This is a genomic window from uncultured Lutibacter sp. (assembly GCF_947495725.1).
In the GTDB taxonomy this organism is placed as follows: Bacteria; Bacteroidota; Bacteroidia; order Flavobacteriales; family Flavobacteriaceae; genus Lutibacter.
Map to the genome: position 1 here is coordinate 331,544 of NZ_CANLZZ010000002.1, position 21,839 is coordinate 353,382.

Annotated in this window: 12 protein-coding genes and 1 tRNA gene; 8 read left to right on the forward strand and 5 right to left on the reverse strand. The window is 30.1% G+C overall.

All coding sequences use genetic code 11. The annotated features are described in order from the left end of the window. Positions 1-23: 23 nt before the first annotated feature. From rpsI to polA, 3 genes are all read right to left on the reverse strand, one after another. Positions 24-410 (reverse strand): 30S ribosomal protein S9, encoded by a 387-nt coding sequence (rpsI, locus tag Q0776_RS05215; protein ID WP_298365740.1) that lies wholly within the window; start codon positions 408-410, stop codon positions 24-26. Beyond that, positions 410-865, reverse strand: coding sequence for a 50S ribosomal protein L13 (gene rplM, locus Q0776_RS05220; RefSeq protein WP_298365743.1), 456 nt, complete (start codon positions 863-865; stop codon positions 410-412). The genes rpsI and rplM overlap by 1 nt, the downstream gene beginning before the upstream one ends. Before the next feature lie 258 nt (positions 866-1,123). Further along, positions 1,124-3,952 carry a DNA polymerase I gene (gene polA, locus Q0776_RS05225; RefSeq protein WP_298366395.1) on the reverse strand — a complete coding sequence of 943 codons (2,829 nt, stop codon included), beginning with the start codon at positions 3,950-3,952 and terminating at the stop codon, positions 1,124-1,126. A 294-nt stretch (positions 3,953-4,246) separates the two neighbouring features. Between polA and Q0776_RS05230 the strand changes: the two genes are divergently transcribed. The 3 genes from Q0776_RS05230 to Q0776_RS05240 all read left to right on the forward strand — a co-directional run bounded on the left by Q0776_RS05230 (position 4,247) and on the right by Q0776_RS05240 (position 7,235). Next, positions 4,247-5,464, forward strand: a complete 1,218-nt coding sequence (locus tag Q0776_RS05230) for a metallophosphoesterase (protein WP_298365745.1) — start codon at positions 4,247-4,249, stop codon at positions 5,462-5,464. A gap of 145 nt (positions 5,465-5,609) precedes the next feature. Continuing rightward, positions 5,610-6,833 (forward strand): phosphoserine phosphatase SerB, encoded by a 1,224-nt coding sequence (gene serB / locus Q0776_RS05235; protein ID WP_298365747.1) that lies wholly within the window; start codon positions 5,610-5,612, stop codon positions 6,831-6,833. 105 nt (positions 6,834-6,938) lie between these two features. After that, positions 6,939-7,235 (forward strand): thioredoxin family protein, encoded by a 297-nt coding sequence (locus Q0776_RS05240; RefSeq protein ID WP_298365749.1) that lies wholly within the window; start codon positions 6,939-6,941, stop codon positions 7,233-7,235. A 3-nt stretch (positions 7,236-7,238) separates the two neighbouring features. Here Q0776_RS05240 and Q0776_RS05245 read toward each other — a convergent pair whose 3' ends face one another. After that, positions 7,239-7,868 carry a polysaccharide deacetylase family protein gene (locus Q0776_RS05245; protein WP_298365751.1) on the reverse strand — a complete coding sequence of 210 codons (630 nt, stop codon included), beginning with the start codon at positions 7,866-7,868 and terminating at the stop codon, positions 7,239-7,241. Beyond that, positions 7,868-10,969, reverse strand: coding sequence for a DUF2723 domain-containing protein (locus tag Q0776_RS05250; protein WP_298365754.1), 3,102 nt, complete (start codon positions 10,967-10,969; stop codon positions 7,868-7,870). The genes Q0776_RS05245 and Q0776_RS05250 overlap by 1 nt, the downstream gene beginning before the upstream one ends. Before the next feature lie 174 nt (positions 10,970-11,143). Between Q0776_RS05250 and Q0776_RS05255 the strand changes: the two genes are divergently transcribed. From Q0776_RS05255 to Q0776_RS05275, 5 genes are all read left to right on the forward strand, one after another. Next, positions 11,144-11,214, forward strand: a tRNA-Gln gene (locus Q0776_RS05255). A 215-nt stretch (positions 11,215-11,429) separates the two neighbouring features. Further along, a complete protein-coding gene (locus Q0776_RS05260; RefSeq protein ID WP_298365756.1) occupies positions 11,430-15,572 on the forward strand; it encodes a two-component regulator propeller domain-containing protein in 4,143 nt (1,380 codons plus the stop codon). Between the two features lie 99 nt (positions 15,573-15,671). Then, a complete protein-coding gene (locus tag Q0776_RS05265) occupies positions 15,672-18,587 on the forward strand; it encodes a PQQ-binding-like beta-propeller repeat protein (RefSeq protein WP_298365758.1) in 2,916 nt (971 codons plus the stop codon). Positions 18,588-18,600: 13 nt separating this feature from the next. Then, a complete protein-coding gene (locus Q0776_RS05270) occupies positions 18,601-19,689 on the forward strand; it encodes a T9SS type A sorting domain-containing protein (RefSeq protein ID WP_298365759.1) in 1,089 nt (362 codons plus the stop codon). Positions 19,690-19,825: 136 nt separating this feature from the next. Continuing rightward, positions 19,826-21,673 (forward strand): T9SS type A sorting domain-containing protein, encoded by a 1,848-nt coding sequence (locus tag Q0776_RS05275; protein WP_298365761.1) that lies wholly within the window; start codon positions 19,826-19,828, stop codon positions 21,671-21,673. Positions 21,674-21,839: the final 166 nt, after the last annotated feature.

Here is a 21,839-nt window from a genome sequence, read left to right on the forward strand (position 1 = left end):
GTACCAATTTTTGTATAAAACGATTAACGTTTTGAGAATTGGAATTTTTTTCTTGCTTTCTTTTGACCGAATTTTTTACGTTCAACCATTCTAGGATCTCTAGTAAGTAATCCTTCTGGTTTTAAAATTGATCTGTTTTCAGGATTTAACTCAACTAACGCTCTTGAAATTGCTAAACGAATAGCTTCTGCTTGTCCTGTTACACCACCACCAAACACATTTACTTTAATATCAAAAGTTTCAGCATTATCTGTTAAGTTTAATGCTTGTAAAACCTTGTATTGTAATGTTGGAGTAGTAAAGTAAGCTTTATAATCTTTTTTATTTACAGTAATGTTTCCATTTCCGTCCGAAAGGTAAACACGAGCTACTGCAGTTTTTCTTCTACCTATTTTGTGAATTGTATCCATTATTTAAGATCGTTAAGGTTAATAACTTTAGGTGATTGTGCAGTTTGATTATGTTCAGTTCCATGATAAACATATAAATTTCTGAACAACGCACTACCTAATTTGTTTTTAGGTAACATTCCTTTTACTGCTTTTTCAACAAGACGTGTTGGGTCTTTTTCAAACATTTCTGTTGCAGTTAATGATCTTTGTCCTCCTGGATAGCCTGTGTGACGAATGTAAGATTTGTCACTCCATTTTTTACCAGTTAAATTAATTTTTTCTGCGTTGATAACCACTACATTGTCTCCACAATCTACATGAGGAGTGTAATTTGGCTTGTATTTACCTCTAATTAGCATTGCTATTTTAGAAGCTAGACGACCCAACGTTTGGCCGTCTGCATCAACTAATACCCACTCTTTAGTAACGGTATTCTTGTTAGCTGATACTGTTTTGTAACTTAATTTACTCACAATTAAATTCTTTGTTATTGTTAAACATTATTTTTTTCTCCCTAAAAAGGGAGTGCAAATGTACGAACAATTATTTATAAATCAAATAGGAAATTAAGTATATTGTTTTAAGTGTCAAAAACACTTAAAAGTTTGTTTTATAGAAAGTTAATAAATAATAATTTTAAATATTTAATGTAAGTTATAAATGGGTGGTTTTACAAACTATAAATGGTCTATATATTTTATGATAATACTAATACTAAACCTTGTTTTTTATTAATGTGCTTCGAGCCAATTTTGACCAATACCTAAATCAACAGTTAATGGGACTGATAGTTTAAAGGCGCTTTCCATTTTTTCTTTAATTATAGGTTTAAGTTCTTCTATTTCATCATTAAACATATCAAAAACCAATTCATCATGAACTTGTAATAACATTTTGGTTTTATAATTGCCTTTTGTTAAGAATTCATGAATATGAATCATAGCAATCTTAATTATATCAGCTGCACTTCCTTGGATTGGAGCATTTACTGCGTTTCGTTCGTCACCAGCTCGTACAATGGCGTTTTGTGAATTAATGTTTTTTAAATTTCTTCTTCTGTTTAAAATTGTTTCTACATATCCATTTTCTCGAGCAAAATTAACTTGATTCGAAATGTACTTGTTTAACTTAGGGAAAGTTTTGTAGTAATTATCTATTAATTCTTTTGCTTCACTTCTCGATTTATTTAATTGTTGCGCTAATGTAAAAGCTCCTTGGCCATATATTATCCCAAAGTTTACTGCTTTTGCATCTCCACGTTGAGTACGTGTTACTTTCTCTAAAGGTATGTTAAATATTTTAGCTGCTGTTGCAGCATGAATATCTTCACCTCTTCTAAAAGATTCAATCATGCTTTCATCTTCACTTAAGGCGGCAATTATACGTAATTCAATTTGAGAATAATCGGCGGCTACTAATGTGTAATTTTCATTTCGTGGTACAAATGCTTTTCTTACTTGTCTTCCACGTTCTGTTCTTATAGGTATGTTTTGTAGATTTGGGTTGTTAGAACTTAATCTTCCTGTTGCTGCTACTGCCTGACTATATGTTGTGTGAATACGACCTGTAACTTTGTTTACTTCTTTTGGTAGGGCATCGATATAAGTGTTTTTAAGTTTTACCAAACTTCTCCACTCTAATATTTCTTGAACAATGGAATGCTTGGAGGCTAATTTTGATAAAATTTCTTCTCCAGTTGCATATTGACCTGTTTTGGTTTTTTTTGGTTTTTCAACAAGTTTTAGGTGATCAAATAAAACATCTCCTAATTGTTTTGGTGAAGCTAAATTAAATTCAACTCCAGCTTCAGAATAAATGGAGTTTGCGAGATTATTTATGTCTTCAGTTAATTGTTTAGATAACGAATTTAAAAATTCCTGATCTAATTTAATTCCTTCTAATTCCATTGAGGCTAATACTCTTAAAACTGGAATTTCAATGTCATTGTATAAACTATTAAGGTTTAATTCATTTAAATTGTTTTTAAAAATTTCTTTTAGTTGAAATATGATATCTGCATTTTCAACGGCATATTGAGTTTGTTTTTCAATGTCAATATCCTCAATTAAAAGTTGATTTTTGCCTTTTTTTCCTATAAGATCATTTAAGTGTATGGGTTGATAATTTAAATAAGTTTCAGAAAGAACATTTAAATCATGTCTCATATCTGGTTGCAATAAATAATGTGCTAATTCCGTGTCAAATAACTGGCCACCTAAATGTATATTGTTTTTGAGCAATACCTTAATAGTATATTTAAGGTCGTGTCCTATTTTTTCAATTGTTTCATTTTCAAAAAACGGCTTAAATTCGTTTAAAATATTGTTCTCTTCTTTAGCTATAATTGGAATATAGTGTCCTTTACCTTTTTCATATGAAAAACCAATTCCTATAATTTGGGACTCAAAACAATTTTCGCCAATTATTTCTAAATAAATTGCAACGGATGATTTTTCTTGTAATTTTTTAAGCAATAATTTTCTTGCCAAAGGAGTTTTTACATATTGATAAAAATGATTGCGATTTTCGTTTGAATCATATCCTGAATGCGATTGTGATGTTTCGTCATTTGGTGCTGAAAATAAATCAAATTGCTGATTTGTGGATGGTGTTGATTTTTCTTTTGTTGAAGTTTCAATTAAATTTTCAATAGACTCTTGCCCAAATGCAGGAAATGATTTAAAAATAGTTGGCAAACTTGCAGAAATTCTTCGAAATTCTAACTCTTTAAATATTTCATTTGTTTCTTCAATATTAGGATGATTTAGTAAAAAATCTTCTTCATGAAACTCAACAGGACAATCTAAAATTATAGTTGCTAGCTGCTTAGAAAGTAAACCGAGTTCTTTGTTCGCTTCAACTTTTTCTTTCATTTTTCCTTTTAATTCATGGGTGTTTGCTAAAAGGTTTTCCATACTGCCATATTGCTTAATAAACTTTTTAGCGGTTTTATCGCCAACGCCAGGTAAACCAGGTATGTTATCTACGGCATCTCCCATCATTCCCAAATAGTCAATTACCTGCTCGGGACGCTCAACTTCAAATCTTTTTTGAACTTCAGGAATCCCCCAAATTTCTATGCCATTGCCCATTCGAGCTGGTTTGTACATAAAAATATTTTCTGAAACCAATTGAGCAAAATCTTTATCCGGGGTTACCATAAATGTTTGGTAACCTGCTTTTTCCGCTTGTTTAGAAAGTGTTCCTATTAAATCATCTGCTTCAAAACCTTGTTTTTCAATAATTGGAATATGCATTGCTTCCAATATTTTATGAATATAAGGTACCGCTATTTTTATAGCCTCAGGAGTTTCTTGTCTATTTGATTTATATTCGGGAAAAGCTTCATTTCTTATGTCTGAACCTCCTTTGTCAAAAGCAACTGCCAAATGATCTGGTTTTTCTCTTTTTATTACATCTAATAAGGAATTTGTAAAACCTAATATGGCCGAGGTGTCCATTCCTTTAGAATTAATTCTTGGATTTTTAATTAAGGCATAATAACCTCTAAAAATTAAGGCGTAAGCATCTAATAAAAAAAGTCTTTTTTGGCTCATAATGCAAAGGGTAACTAATTGTTGAAAAAATGTTTTTTATAACATGTTAAAGCTATAAAGCAAATATAATTTTTTATTTTTTGTTAATATAAAGATTTAAGATTAACTGTAATTGCCTTTATTAAAATGAGGTGTCTATATGAATAAATTTTTGTAATAAATGTGGCGGTGAAAGTTTTTAAATAATTTTGTAAAACAATAAATGGAACCATACATTAAGTACTCAACTTGTTAAAATTAGCTTAATGTTTATAAATCTGGAATACCTTATCAAAAAATAAATTTAGATTTGTTTTTATGATTAGATGGGTAGTTTTTATAATAATATTTTTATTAATTGATTTTTATGCTTTTCAAAGTGTAAAAACGGTTACAAAAAACAAGATAATTTATATTGCTTATTGGTTAGTATCAATTGCAGTAATTGTAAATGTAATTTACAGTATAAATTCTATAGGGGATTCTAAGGGTTTGAATCAACAGGTAATGTTGGCTTTTGGTTTGTTAATATTAGCTTTTGCTCCAAAAATTATTGCGCTCCTAATAATGTTTAGCGAAGATGTATTTAGAATATTTAAGACGGGATTCAATTATGTGTCAAAATCTAATGAAACTTCTTTTTTTCCAGAAAGAAGAGCGTTTGTTAGTAAAGTTGCTCTAGGATTGGCTGCTATACCGTTTACCTCAGTTTTATATGGAATGGTTAGAGGGAAATATAACTACCAAGTAATAAAACACACCTTGTTTTTTGATGATTTACCTGAGTCTTTCGATGGCTATAAAATTACTCACCTATCGGATATACATAGCGGTAGTTTTGATGATGCAGATAAAATATCCTATGGAATGGAATTGATTAATGAGCAAGAATCGGATGTTATTTTATTTACAGGAGACATTGTAAATAATACAGCAGATGAAATGGATCCTTGGATATCTCATTTTAAATCATTGAAAGCAAAAGATGGAAAGTATTCGGTTTTAGGAAACCATGATTATGGAGAATATGTTAGGTGGAAATCAGCGGAAGAAAAAGAGAACAATTTTCAGAAAATTAAAAATATTCACCCTAAAATTGGGTTTAACCTTTTGTTAAATGATAGTATTTACTTAAATAAAGGCGAAGATAAAATAGCATTGGTTGGAGTTGAAAACTGGGGAAGTAGATTTAAAAAAGCAGGCGATTTAGAATTAGCTTCCTCAAAAATATCTAATAAAGATTTTAAAATATTAATGAGCCACGATCCATCGCATTGGGAGCAAGTGGTTAGAAATCATGAAAGTAATTATCATTTAACTTTAAGTGGTCATACACACGGAATGCAATTTGGAATTGAAATTCCAGGGTTTAAATGGAGTCCAGTACAATATGTTTATAAATATTGGGCTGGGATTTATAAAGAGTTTAATAGGTATATTAATGTAAATCGAGGATTTGGATTTTTAGCATTTCCTGGAAGAGTGGGAATTTGGCCAGAAATTACGGTTATTACCTTAAGAAAATTAAAAAAATAAAATTGAATAGACTATAAGTTTAATAATTGTTATTTAATTAAGGATATAATTAAATATGTAAAATCAATAAACTTCATAATAATTTAAAGCTTTACTACTTGGTTGTTATCAAAAAATTTATCAATTTCACGCCATTAAATAAATTATGGCAACAGAAATCTTCTTATTAAGTATATCAGGTCAAGATAAACCTGGTTTAACTTCATCATTAACAAGCGTTTTATCAGAATACGGTGCAAAAATTTTAGATATTGGTCAAGCAAACATTCATGATACTTTGTCATTAGGAATGATGTTTGAAATCCAGTCTGGAAAACGTTCTGCGGCAGTACTCAAAGATTTGCTTTTTAAATCATACGAGTTAGGTATTTCGGCAAAGTTCGAACCAATTTCTTTAGATAACTATGAAAAATGGGTAAAACTTCAAGGTAAAAACAGATATATTATTACAATTTTAGGTGAAAAATTGGAAGCAAAACATATTTCTGAGGTAACGAAAGTTATTTCCGAAAAAAACCTAAATATTGATTCTATAAAAAGACTCACCGGTCGTTTGTCGTTGGTAAAGGAAGAAGATTATCCGAGAGCATCTATACAATTATCTATAAGAGGAAAAATAGATTGTAAAGCTGATTTTACGGAGAAGTTTATGAAAATTTCTAAAGATTTAGATGTAGATATCGCTTTTCAAGAAGATAATATATTTAGAAGAAACAGACGTTTGGTATGTTTTGATATGGATTCAACTTTAATTCAAACTGAGGTTATTGACGAATTGGCTGAACGTGCAGGAGTTGGACAGCAGGTAAAAGCTATTACAGAATCCGCAATGAATGGCGAAATTGATTTTAAAGAAAGTTTTAAAGAAAGAATGAAACTTTTAAAAGGTTTAAGTGAAGATGTACTGCAAGATGTGGCAGTAAATTTACCAATTACCAAAGGTGCGAGAAGATTAATAGATGCACTTAAAAGTTATGGCTTTAAAACAGCAATTCTTTCTGGTGGGTTTACCTATTTTGGGTATTATTTACAGAAAGAGCTAGGTATGGATTATGTATATGCTAATCAATTAGAAATAGAGAATGGAATATTAACAGGTAATTATCTGGGTGAAATTGTTGATGGAAATAAAAAAGCCGAATATCTTCGAGAAATAGCGGTAAAAGAAGGAATAGATATTGGTCAAACCATTGCAGTAGGTGATGGAGCAAATGATTTAGCAATGTTAAATGTTGCTGGTTTAGGTATTGCATTTCACGCAAAACCAACGGTAAAAGATAATGCCCAAAGTTCTATTTCAAGCATAGGATTGGATGGAGTTTTATATCTGCTAGGATATCATGATAGACAAATTGATTTAATTGATTAATAGCTCTTTAAGCTGTAAATTGCCATTATTCAATTAAAATGTTACATTTGTATATAGGCAGCTTCATATTTTTTTGAAGTTGTACTGAATTAAAAATAAAAGGTTATGACAAAATTTGGAGAATTAATTGGCTCTGAAATTCCTGTTTTAATAGATTTTTATGCGGATTGGGAAGATGGTTCAGATGATTTACATTCAATATTACGTGATGTTGCGGCAGCACTTGGAGATAGTGCAAAAGTGATTAAAATAGATGTTGAAAAAAATGAAGTATTGGCAAATGCATTGCGAATTAAAGGGAATCCAACCTTTATTATATATAAAGAAGGAGAAATGAAATGGAGGCAGTCTGGAGAGCAAGATGCCAATACCTTAATAAGCTTAGTACAGCAATACGTTTAAAAGCTAGCTAATGCTTTTAAATGTGTAACCTTTCGAACTGTAGTATTCTAGAACTTTTGGAAGCGTATTTTGTAAATTTTTACTAGCTTTTAGGCTATCGTGAAAAACAATAATACTTCCATTCTTTGCATTTTTCACAACATTATCGAAACACTTTTTCAATGAAATTGATTGATCAAAATCTGCGCTTAAAACGTCCCACATAATAATTTTATATCCTTGTTTTCTTATTCTATTTCCTTGTTTAAGTGTTAATCGTCCATAAGGTGGTCGAAACAATTTAGTTTTGAAGTAAGGAATGTTATTTTGTGCTTTTTTAAAGTTTTTGATATATGCTTCAGCTGAATATTTGATACCGTTTAAATGATTGTTAGTATGATTACCAATAGAATGATTATTGTCAACTATATTTTGAAATATTTCAGGATGTTGAACAACATTTTTACCAATACAAAAAAAAGTAGCTTTAGCATTGAATTTATTTAATTGATCTAATGTCCAGTTTGTTATTTCGGGTGTTGGACCATCATCAAAAGTTAAAAATAGGACCTTTTCTTTATTGTTAAAACTCCAAATCCATTTATTAAAAATGATTTTAATTAGATTTGGAGTTTTAATAAAATAAGGTTTCATTAATTTGAAGGTTGTTCACTTGGCATTAAAAAATCGAATAGTTTTAAAAACACAACGTATTCCTCTTTAATACTAGTTGCATATTCTTCATCATCATCAAATTTAATAGAAGTTCTAACTAACTGATCGTACATTAAAAATGTTCGCTCTATTTGGTCAAATACAGAATCAATATTACGCTCGTCATATTGACTGTAATAAGTTAAATTTTCTTGAAAAACTGTTTTTAATTCTGAAACTAATTTTCGTGCTTTTTCAGGTTTGTTTAATCCGTAGTATAAATCTATATATGAAATTAACATACTAACATGTCCAAACTTATGAACGGGCATTTTTTCAAGTGAGATATCGAGGATTTCCTCAGCTTTATCAAATTGCTTTTCATTCATTAATTCTCTGGCCAAGCGTTCCATATTATTTCGGTAAGTAACCGAATTTTTTCTAGTTTCAGGATCTAAATATATATTATCATCGGTTATGTTTCTCCAGTCCCAATTTTTAACATTTCTATACATTATGTCTGTGTTAATTCTACCCATTTCAAAGAAGTTACCTTCATTTGGAGTATGAATTGGAACTAATTTGTATGTTAGACCATCTAATTGTAAATAATCTTTAAGCCATATATATTCTTCATCTGCTTGTGCGCCACCTGTAAAATAAATTGGTTTTTCCCAGTTGTTATTTGCTAAAATATCTAGCATTAAAATTCTGTTTTTTGTTAGTGCGCCACTAAATTTAATATCTATAAAAGGAACAATTAAATCGGCGTCTTTTTCGGCAACAATTTTATTTTTTAAAACAGCATCTTTATCAATAGGAATTCTTATTTTATTGGTAGGTAGTACTTTTTCTTTTATACCGTCATCATCTAAATCATAATAGGTTATATCCTTGTCACTTTCTACCCATTTCATAAAATAGTTTATATCTACTACTGAATCTTTCAATTGAGGGAATAATTCCTCAAAGTAATAGGCAACATCTAATGTGCCCCATTTATATTTATCATGTGTTAGTTGTGAAGGAATAGGGTCTGCTTTATAGGTTTTGCGTTTCATTTGGTCAATATACCAGTCTGTTTGAAATAAGCTAGTGTTAACTAATTTCATATCAGTTCTATAATTTTCAACCTCTTGCATATACCATAAGGGGAAAGTATCATTATCGCCAATTGTAAATAAAATGGCATTTTCATCACAAGAATCTAAATAAGCTTTAGCATTTAAATGAGATGTGTATCTATTTGATCTGTCGTGGTCATCCCAATTTTCGGAAGCCATTAAAGAAGGGACGGCAATTAAAGAAATTACGGAAACTGCTATTGCCACAGTTTGTTTGTTTGCGTATTGTTTTAATTTTTCGAAAATGGCTAAAACTCCAAATCCAACCCAAATAGCAAAAATATAAAACGATCCTACCACAGCATAATCACGTTCTCTAGGTTCAAAGGGTTTCGGATTTGTGTAAAATATAATTGCAAGTCCTGTAAATGCAAAGAACATTAGTAGCACATAAAAATCATTTTTATCTTTTTTAAGATGAAAAAGAAGTCCTATAATTCCTAAAATTAAGGGAAGAAAAAAGTAAGCATTTCTACCTTTATTATTTTTTATTTCTGAAGGTAATTTAGATTGTGGTCCTAAAAATAATTCATCAATAAAACTAATTCCACTTATCCAATTACCATTTTGTAAATCAAGCTGACCTTGTTCATCGCTTTGTCTTCCAACAAAATTCCACATAAAATACCTTCCATACATATAACCAAATTGGTAATCGATCATAAATTTTATATTTTCGATAAATGTTGGTCTTCTTTTACTATTTTGAGGAATTCCGGCTATAGCTTTGTAATTTTTAACTACCGAAGGATCAGGATTTACCATTCGAGGAATAAACCCTTTATGTTTATCACTGTAATTTGGAAGCGCATCTTTATAATGATTAACAATTACATATTTACCTAGCTTTTCATCCTTTTCATATTTTGGTTTGTCATCTTTTGTTGGGTTGCTCTCATCAATATCTCTATTGTAAACTACGGAGTAATATGTGTCGTAAAAAACATTTGCATCTCCATATTGTTCACGATCGTAATAGGCAAGTAATTCTCTTGCACTTGATGGATTATTTTCGTTTATGGTTGTATTTGCATTTGCTCTAATTGGAAGCATTAACCAGGAAGAGAAGCCAATCATAATAAATAGAACAGATAGAAGAATGGTGTTAGCTTCAACCTTATTTTTTTTGTGAGTATAATTCAATCCAAAATAAAACCCAGCAATTAGTAAAATTCCAGCAATAATAGTTCCTGAATTAAATGGAAGTCCAATAGAATTAACAAAAAACAATTCTAATGCACTAAAATATTTTAATGTAAATGGGAATAACATTTTAAAAACAAAAACTAATACAAGTATCGACACAATATTGGCGATTATAAACTGCTTAGGATTTAAATTTTTATATTTTTTATAAATGTATAAAAATACAATTGAAGGAATTACAAGTAAAGATAAAATATGAACTCCAAAAGACAACCCAACAACAAAACTTATTAATAAAAGCCATTTATCGCCTCCTGGTTTACCAATTTCGGCTTCCCAACGTAAACCTAGCCAAAATAATAAAGCCATTAAAAAAGAAGACATTGCATATACTTCACCTTCTACTGCGCTAAACCAAAAACTATCGGAAAAAGTATAAGTTAAAGCTCCTACAGCTCCACTTCCTAAAATAGCAATAGATGAACTTTTAGAAATTTCGGAAGATTTTTTAACCAATTTTTTAGCCAAAATTGTAATGGTCCAAAACATAAATAAAATTGTAAAAGCACTTGCAAGCGCTGACATAAAGTTTACCATTTTAGCTATTTCGGTAACATCTGTAGAAAACATTGCGAAAAATGCACCAAGCATTTGAAATAATGGTGCCCCTGGTGGATGTCCAACTTCTAATTTTACTGCTGTTGAAATATACTCTCCACAATCCCAATAACTCACGGTAGGTTCTAGGGTTAACGAATAAGTAATTAATGCAATTGTAAATGTTGCCCATCCAAGAATGGTGTTCCATTTAGAAAAATTGAATGAATTCATAAGGTATATTTTGTACGAGGCGAATTTAATAAAATTAAACGTAATTATTGAAAAATAAGGTATGTATCAATAGTTAATAATGTATTAAAAGATTAGATTAAATTTATTTTATTAAAAAAAAAGTGAAATTTATTTGCGGAATTCAAACTTTACTTTAAATTTGCACCCGCAAAATGACCCATGGTGTAATGGTAGCACTCCGGTTTTTGGTATCGTCAGTCAAGGTTCGAGTCCTTGTGGGTCAACAAAAAAGCTTCTCAATTGAGAAGCTTTTTTTGTATAAACATTTTTTAGAAGAAAAATAACTCTAAAAAATAACTTTTTCTTAGTGAAATCAGCGCTTATATAAGTTTAATAGAATAGTTTACTTAAAATTAATTACTTTTGTTTTTATCCATAATTGGTTAATAGTAAGTTAAGTTTTAATGAATTTAAGTTATTTTAATGTCAAATTTATTCTATGTTAAAATTAACATTTAAATTATTTTTTATAGTCTTATTTTCAATAACAAGTTTGTTTTCTCAAGAATCAAATTTGGAATATTCGAGACAACTTTCTATATACGAGGGATTAGCGCATAATGGTGTTACTTCAATACTTGAAGATTCAAAAGGTTATTTATGGTTTGGAACCTATGACGGATTAAATAAATATGATGGTTATAGTTTAAAAACTTATAAAAATACTGTTGATGAAAAATTATTAGTTAGCAATAGAGTTAGATCTTTAAAGGAAGATACAAATGGTAATTTGTGGATTGGTACAGATAGAGGTATTACAATTTACGATTATATAACAGAGCAGTTTAAAAATATTTATTCAAATAATGATTTAAATAAAGGTGTTAACGGGCCAATTGTTAGAGAAATTTTAGTAGATAAACATAATGAACTAATTGTATGTGCTACTGAAGATAATGGTATAATGGTTTTTGATGAAGATTATTCATTTATAAGGAGTTATAAAACTTCTTATAAATCGGGCAAGAATAGTTTTTTTACGGGACTTAAAATTGATAATGAAAAGTATTTATTTTGTGCTAGTAATGGGTTAGAGTTATTCAATATTAATACTGGAAAATTTCAAAAAGTATTACATAATAAACTAGAAGTCAATACTCCAACAAATGATTTAGTAAAAGTAAACAGAAATACGTTTTTGGTAACCTTAAACAGCGGAGTTGCACTTATAAATTATAAACCAATTGAGGAAAAATTTAAATTAAAAAGCATTGAATTAAAGGAATATAAGTTTTCAAGTTTGTCAATTGATAAATTGAATAATTTATGGTTAGGTACAACCACTGAGGGTGTTGTAAAGATAAATAATGTTTTTTCTTTTACAGAGGGTAAAGATTATAAAATATCACGGTTTTTCTTAAAATCAGGAGTAACAAGAATAAGTTCAATTGCATCTAATACTAAAAGTGGATGCTGGGTTACAACTTTTAATAAAGGAGTTTTTCAATTTGATATAAATGAAAACTTATTTAGAAGTTTTAATACTGAAATGGATTTTAAAAATGCCATTCAAACAAACAACCTACTTAGTTTATCAACTCTAGATGAAAATCGATTTTACGTTTCTGCAAGTCAAGGCGGTTTAGGCATATTTGATATTAGTAAAGAAAAATTTGACCCGCTACCATTTAATTTACCCGAAAGCCTAAGAAAAAATGTTGGATACTGTTTTGTTGATTCAAAAAAGAATTTATGGTTTAAAATTTCAGTAAAAGGTTTATGTAGGGTAAAGGCCAACAGCACACGAATTGAAAATATTACTGATGATTTTTCAAAAAAATACAACAGTATTCAACCAAGAACAATTGCGGAAGATGAAAAAGGAAATATTTGGATAGGAAGTTCTTCAGATATTCATAGGATTTCTTTTAATAAAGATGGAGATGTACAAAAAATAGTATCTCTTAATGAAAAGCATCCATATTTTCAAAAAAATAAATTATCGCTAATTAGATTTATTTATGTAGACCCTTTATATGATTTTATTTGGGTTGGCGACGATTCGGACGGGTTGTATAGATTAAGCCTTGAAAATAAGAATGTTAAAGTAGAAAATATTAAAGTTGATCAATATGTAAATTCTTACAATGATAAAAAATCAATATCAAGCAATTTTGTAACGTCTATTATAAGGTTGCCAAATAAAGAGTTATGGATTGGTACCGAAGGAGGAGGAATTTGCAAAGTAATTAACAGCGAAAAAGATCCAGAATTTTTATCTCTAACAGAAAAAAATGGATTATCAAATAATGTTGTAAAAAGCATATTATACGATCAAGAAAATAATTTATGGGTAAGCACAAATATTGGACTAAATAAAGTTAACATAAAAGATTTTAGTGTAAGGAGGTTTACCAAAGAGGACGGTTTGCCATTTGAAGATTTTTGGTATGCGGCTCAAGCAGTTGGGAAAAAAACATTGGTGTTTTCTGGGCTTGATGGATTTTGTTATTTTGAACCGGATCAAATTTCGAACAAAGAAATACTACCCAGATTAGAGTTTGGAGCATTTAAACTGTTTAACAATATTATTGAGCCAGGGGACACAATAAACGATAGAATATTATTGCAATCGAGTTTAACGGAACTTGAAAAAATTAATTTAAAATATAATGAAAATGTATTTTCGATAGATCTTATTTCTCTTCACTTTTCAAACCCTAAAAACCATAGTTTAAAATATAGATTGTTGCCAATTAGTGAGGAATGGATTGAAGTACCGTCAAATCAAAATACAATTCATTACAATGGTTTGCCTGCTGGCGAATATGAGTTAAATGTTATGGCTTCTGATGCCGCTGGAAACTGGACTCCTCCTAAAAAACTAAAAATCAATATAACGCCTCCATTTTGGAAAACAGGGTTGGCATATTTTCTGTATTTATCGCTATTAGGTTTATTAATTTACATTGTAGTATATGTAGTTTTAAAAATACAATCTTTAAATCATAAAGTTGAAATTGAACAATTAGAAATTGATAATGTAAAAGACTTAAACAAAGCTAAATTGCGATTTTTCTCCAATATTTCACATGAAATAAAAACACCACTTACGTTAATATCTGGTCCGGTTTCAATTTTAGCTGATAGGTTTAAAAGCAATAAAGATGTTAGTTCTAAACTGTCAATTATTCAACGTCAGTCTAAAAAAATATCTCAATTAATAGATCAGGTTCACGATTTTCAAAGAGCCGATGCTAATTTGTTGAAAATGCATTTTACAAGTTTTTGTTTTAATGAATTTATTGAAGAATTGGTTTCCGATTTTAAGTTTATGGCTGAAATTGATAAAAAAGAATTTGAATTAAAAAATAATGATTCGAAAATATTTGTTTCAGCAGATAAAGATAAATTAGAGAAGATATTTAATAATTTGTTAAATAATGCATTTAAATACACAAAATCAGGAGATACAATTAAAATAGATTTTGAACGTAAGAATAACAACTTAATTGTACACGTTAAAGATACTGGGCGAGGAATTGATACGGAAGATATAGAACATATTTTTGAGCGCTTTTATCAATCGCAAAAAAAACACGGTGCTTATACTGGAGGTTCGGGAATTGGTTTGGCTTTTTCCAAAAGACTTGTAGATATGCATTACGGTTATATCAACGCAACTAGTAAATTAAATGAAGGAAGTGAATTTACAATTGTATTACCAATTGTAAAAAATGCTATTTTAAAAGATCAAGAACAAGCAGAATTAAAAATTTTAACTGCCGAAAAAACATATACTCCAACCAATGAATTTGAAAACGAAATTAATATTTCTGGAATTGAAGTTGATGGAAGTTTTTCAAATGCTAAAATATTTTTTGCAGAAGATAATAGTGAAATGAGAGGTTTTGTTTTTGGAATTCTTTCAAACTTTTTTGAAGTTAAATCTTTCGAAAACGGACAAGAATGTTTAAAAGCATTAGAAAACGAATGGCCAGATATTATTATTAGTGATGTTTTAATGCCAGAGTTAAACGGATTTGAATTATGTAAACAAATTAAATCAGACATCAAAACAAGTCATATACCTGTAATATTATTAACGGCAAGTACATCTATAGAAGATGAACTACACGGTTTAAAATACGGAGCAGATTCTTATATTAAAAAACCATTTAATATTCAATATTTGGTAACAAAAACCGAAGCACTGTTAAAAAGTAGAAAAGCTCTAAGAGAACGTTTTAAAATTGAATTACCACTAAATTTTGAAAACAATATAGAAAGCTCCAAAGATGCTAGTTTTTTGGAAAAGCTTTATAATTTAATGGAGAAAAACCTAGATAATCAGGATTTAGATTTAAATAGTTTTGCCAAAGAATTATATTTAAACAGAACCCATTTTTATAAAAAAGTAAAAGCATTAACCGATCAAACTCCTTTTGAGTTGCTTAAAGCTTTTAGGCTTAAAAAAGCAGCTGAATTTTTGCGTTATAAAAAACTATCTGTAAACGAAGTTTATAGTATGACAGGTTTTAAAAGTAGAACACACTTTAGTCGACTTTTTAAAGAAACCTTTAATATTTCTCCAGGAAAATATGCTTCAGAATCTAAAAAAGAAGAATTAAAAAAAGAGTAGGGTTGTTAATTTACGGTTAGAAACATTTAATATATTTAAAACTACAAAGTAATAAGTTTTAATGCTGAATTTTAATGTATTAAATTAAATGTTGTAGAAATGACTTTTTTTCAATTAAAGAGTTTACTGATTTTATTTTTTGGATTAATTACTTCAATAAACAGTAACGCTCAAAACACAAATCTTTTAAATCAAGATTATTATGGATTTGAAAAGGAAACAAATGGTTGGGAAACCAATAATAATATAAATTGGAAATCCAATTCAGAAAAATCTGCCACAGGAAATTTTAGTTTAAAGTTTTCATCTTTAACCGAAGTTAACCCTTTAATAAGTTTTGATACACAAAAAACAATTTTAAAAGTTCGAGTAGCTAAAAGCAATAAAAATAAATTTATTGTGGCTTCAAGTTATGAAGGAACTCTATTAGCTGTTCGTTTTGACGGTAAGATTCTTTGGGAAAATACTTTGTCGGGTTTTATGAATCATGATATTTGGTGTGATGATATAACTGGAGATGGAGTTGATGAAATTTTTGTTGCAAATGCAAACGGAACATTATTTTGTTTGAATTCCAAAGGTGATGAGCTATGGCAATTTAAACCATCAGATGCACCAATGTATTCGGTTTGTGTAGCCAGTAAAAATGAAACTCCCTACGTAGTTTGTGGAGGGTTTGATAAAAATATATATTATTTATCTTCAGAAGGAAACCTGGTTCAAACTTTAGACGCTTCAACATATTCCGAAAACAAAGTGTTCTCTGGGATTACAGCTCCTTCAAATACACATATTGCAAATTTTATTAGAACAATTAAAAAATCTGATGGTTCTGAAATGTTAGCTGTTTTAGGAACAAACAACAGTATGCAGGTTACCGGGAACATGTATTTTATTGAGGTGCTTGGTGGATTGGTAGGTGAATCTGTTAAAATTGATTCCGGAAAACCAGTAGGAGAAATGAGAATTTGCGATGTTGATGGCGATGGTACACAAGAAATATTGATGGGTACAAGTAGTCATGTAAATGATGCGCGCGTAGTTAGGTTTGATCCCTTTAAAACATCCAACCAGCAAAGTAATTTTAAAATTTCTAGCATTAGAAACAAAGTTGGAGCGCCAGGATATCGTATTTCTCAACCCGAAATTATTAAAAACGATGACGAGCTGCAATATTTTGTATTGCACGGTCCAAATATTTTATTAGTTCCTCAAAGTATGGATTTAAATGAAGCGGAAGTTTTGAATTCGTCTTATTCATTTAATGATATGTGGAAAGACCCTACTTCTGGGAAAATTATTTTGGCAAGCAATCAAAGTGGAGGTAGTGAAATTCATATTTTAAATACTGAAATTCCAACTTGGAAAAGTGCTTTTGTTGCAATTTCTCCAAAAGGAAAAACACAAAAAGTAATAGAAAACATAAATAAAATTGAATCTGATTTGGTTAGTTTTAACAAGCCAGTTTGGGAGCGAAACCCCATATCAATTTATTTGATGCACGAAAATAAAACAGGTGTAGATCCAAGTCTTTATAATGCTCCTATATTTCTGCCACAACCTTGGATGCCAAAAGTACAGGACGGTGCAAGTTGGAATCGCGATGCGATGACAAACGAGAAATATAGAGATAAACGAGATAAAAGAAGGCAATATGTTTTAAATGAAACGGAAGTTCTCAATACCATAATTCCAAATTTTGGCGAAGATGGAATTGCTTATTGGGGAGGACATGGTAACGACCCTTATTTTTATAGTGTAGAAACTACAAAAAAAGTTATTGATGCCGCAGCTGGAAAACAAATGGTTTTGGTTTATCCCGAAATACAAGATGACAGTGAGGATTTTCAATTTGTTATGGATGATTTAATGTACCCGTTAGCAACCTATGGAAAAGGAAAAAATTTAAAGTTATTTATTCGGTCAAAAAATGTTTTTTGGCAAGGAAGCGTTTATTTACCTTATTGGCATAGATTATTGTCTGGAGAATTTTCAGATGTTTTTGTTCCTTCTATGGAAGAAACAACAGATAAAACTATGGAATTGAGTATTGCTGGAAGAATGGGAGTTTGGGCAAGTGGAGCGGTTGATAGCTGGGGTTCTAGAGCAGTCCCAGATAATACTAGTTTTGATCGATTACGTCAAATTTCCGATCAACCTTTAAGTAGTCATTTTTTACGACAATTAATTTATGTTGCTGCAAATGGAGCCCAATATTTCGATAATTTTACAAAACCAGATTTGTTTGCTAAGTTAATAGCTTCGGGAGTGTTATATGTTCCAAAACGTTCTGAGATTTTAAGTATTTCTCCAGTACATTTAAGTATGCTTTCTCCAGATGAACATTATTTAGAAGATGGTTCGGAGCTAAAATGGTTAACCAACTTTAATCAGCAATTTGAAGATAGCAATAAATTTGTATTTAGTAGAATGAATGGTTCGTGGCCAGGAGCACCAATAAATGAGTGGGATTTTTCGAGTTATGCAGCCAATACAAAAGAGCGAAGATTAAACTTTTTACCAACTTATAAAAATGGAATGGTTTTAATTACGCCGCCACAAAAGGGAACTTTTGCAGATAAAGATGCAATTAGAGGAAAATTAACCGATTATTTACATCCGTTTTATAAAAATATAATGAAGGAGTATTACACCGATGGTCATCATTATTATTCGTCAGACGGAAATCAAACATACGCTGCAGATACTTATTATAAAACTATTGAATCTGACATTAAAGATAATGCATCAAAATTACCAATTACAGTTTCAGGAGATGTGGCTTGGGTAGTTGCCCAAACATCGCCAACTCATTTACGGTTAACAATTATAGATAATGGCTATATAAATCCTGATGATAGAAATGCATCTGTAAGTTTTAATAATATAGAGCCTAAAAAAATTGTGGATCTTCTAGATGGTAAAACATTTAGTCCTTCAAACTCAATGATAAATGTTGATATTCCAAGTGGGGCGTTTCGATTTTTAGATATAGAATTATCAAGCCCGTTTTAATATGATATAAAGAATGAAATTATATAGCAAACATATCAGTTTTTTGGGATTATTCATCTTTCAATTATTGTACAATCAATTGTATGCGCAAAAATATGACGAAATTATTTACAAAATAAATTCAGTTGCACCAGCTAAAATAGATTTAGATAAAGGTGATTATGAACTTTCAATAAAAGTTTGGATAGAACCTAATAGTTTTGTGGAAGGAATAAAAACAATAATAAATCCGATTGGAAAGTCCATTACTTGGAATTTTGGAGATGTTGAAATTGAGAAATGGGTTGATCTATCTCAAGAATTCTCAATTTCAGAAAAAGTAGAAAACGGAACTTTTATAATTCAATTAATTGAGGACATTATATTTGGAGTTGGAGAAGGAAATTTTTACATAGATGATATTAGCTTAAGATTAAAAGAAAATATTGAAGATAAATTTACAATACAAACAGTAGGTGAAACTTGCGTTGATAAAGACAATGGTAGAATTGAAATAAAAGCAGCATCTTCAAGAAATTATGCAATTTTACTCAATGGAATTGACAAAGGAAGTTTCACAAGTGAAACTACATTAGAAAATATTAAACCTGGCGATTATAAATTGTGCATTTCTGCAACTGAAGGTAGTTTTGAGCAGTGTTTCAATATAAAAATAGTAGAAGGAAATACGATTTCAGGAAAAACTACAATTAACGCAAATAAAGCAAGTGTTGAAATTAATGAAGGTACACCGCCGTTTAATATAAAGTTAAATGGAAAAACCGTTTTACAAACCTCAATTAATAATTTTGAAATTGCTGTAATTCCAGGAGATTTTTTAGAAGTAACAACCAACATAAAATGCGAAGGCTTATTGACTAAAAAAATAGCACTGCAAGAAGATATTTTGGTGTATCCAAACCCAGTAAATGAAATACTAAATGTTAGAGCTTTTGAAAATAGCACAATTCACCTATACAATAGTTTAGGGGCTTTAGTTAAAAGAATAGACCGGTCTAGCACATTAAATTCCATTAATATAAGTAATTTAACCACTGGAGTTTATTATTTAAAAATAATTTCAAAAGATAAAAATTATAATAGGCCTGTGTTAATAAAATAAATTTTCTTAATCTATTGTTTACTGAGAATTACAGATAAATTATTGATGGATACATTAAAAATACATATAATTTATATATTTACATTACCCCTCAAATTTTTTATTAATCGAGCCCCATTTTTAAAATTCATTAAATATGGATATAAAATTACTTAGAAAATTTTTGATATTATTTGTGGCTATTTGTGGTTGGCAAATGGAAGCGATTGCTCAAACCAATGCAACGCCAATATTAAATGCACAAGCATTTGGTTTTGAAGATCAAGGAGATGGTACATATGCTTGGGAAGACTGGGCAGATGGGGTAGCTGGATTTTCAACGGCTACAGGGACTATTCCCTCAACTTCAGATAACGCTTTTGTAAGCGGGTCAAGAAGTGTGATTTCTACTTTTGCTTATAATGGGGCGAGTACGACGGGAGATGCACAGTTAAATACTTACTTTGGCCCAGATGGAGATTTTCAAATAGAGGCGGGTAATTATTATTTTTCAGCTTGGGTTTATATTGTAGATGAAGGTCCTAATAAAATTCAATTGTCTATTGATGCTGATGACATCTCTGGTATGTCAAATTACAATGCAATCAATATTTCAGGAGTAGGCATAAATACTTGGACGCAAATTGGAACTGAGATCACCATAGATCCAGGTGATGATGATGCATGGATGAGAATTCAATATTTTGATTTCCCTGCATCTGGTACAGGTTCAATTTATTTGGATGATATTGAACTAGAACTTATTGATGATGGAATTTTTGATAACGGAGATGTTGCAAATAGTAATTGGTCTAACGGATTAAATTGGAATGGGTCTAGAGTTGTAACCGGTATCGCTTCATTAGCCGGAAGCCCTGTTCTTGATGCCACTTCTTCAATTGAAAATTTAAGTACGGGTTTTGAGGTTGCCGATTATTCTATTACCTCACCAGGTGATTTTGCTTTGACAATTAACGGGTCGTCAGATGTTAGATTGATTGATCCAAATATTGATGGGGTTTTGACGATAGATTGTGACATTGATTTAAATTTGACTGCAGGGAAAATCACTACATCAACAGATGTAAATAATCAGTTAATATTTGCTCAAGGAAAAACAGTAACATTAAGCGAAAGAATTGTTGTTGAAAATAATAACGCCGTTAACCCAATTATTTTTAATGGGGATTTAATAAGTAACGGTAAAAGTATTTTTGTTTTTAATGGTTCTAATTCAACAGCAAATGGAGCTATAGAGTTTAGCAATACCGCAGATAATACTGGGTTTTTGTCTGAAATGAGGGTTTTTAAAGATGATATTGTTTCTAATATTATTGGACCAAAATTATTTATGCCTTCTGGAGGAGTATTTAAATTTCAAGATGGGACTGCAGGGGCTAGTGCAACATTAACTCTAAATGGGAAGAATTCCTTTGAAGGAGTTCTGAATAGTGCTGATGGAGAGAATACTGTGGTTTTTAATGCCGATCAAACTAATATGGGTTTACTTAAGTTGGCTAATACTAGTACATCACTTACTTTTGAATTAGCTTCAAGTGTTACTGAGGTTGTTTTTAGTAGTACTGAAGGTACTTGGATTGGTACACTTAATATTGTAGGCTTTAAAAATTGGGATATAAAAATTGGGGGTACAGCATTAACAACAGCTCAATTGAGCGCAATAACAATAGATGGAGCCACTCCTACAAATCCGATTATTCAAGTGAATGGCTATTTAGTTTATGATAATGTTGCAGGTATAGAAGATTACCAACAATTAGAAGGCGTTAATATATATCCAAATCCAACCTCTAGTCAATTAAACATTGAATGTCCGTATGGAAGTGAAGTTGGAATTTATAATTTAATGGGAGTGAAGGTAAAATCTGTTTCGAACGCAGAAAAGAGTTTCAGATTGCCAGTTGCAGAATTATCTAGCGGATTGTATATTGTTAAAGTACAATCGGATGGTAAATTCTATAGTAAGAAAATACAAGTTAAATAAGTACTTGTTTTAATAGATATGAAACGAGGCTGTTTGAAAAGTGAAGTTTTCGTCAACCTGAAATAAATTCAGAATGAAGGTTTCAACTACTTTTTAAACAGCCTTTTTTTTTACGCGCAGCTACAACTAATTTATTTAAAACTACACAAATAGGTTGAACAATTGG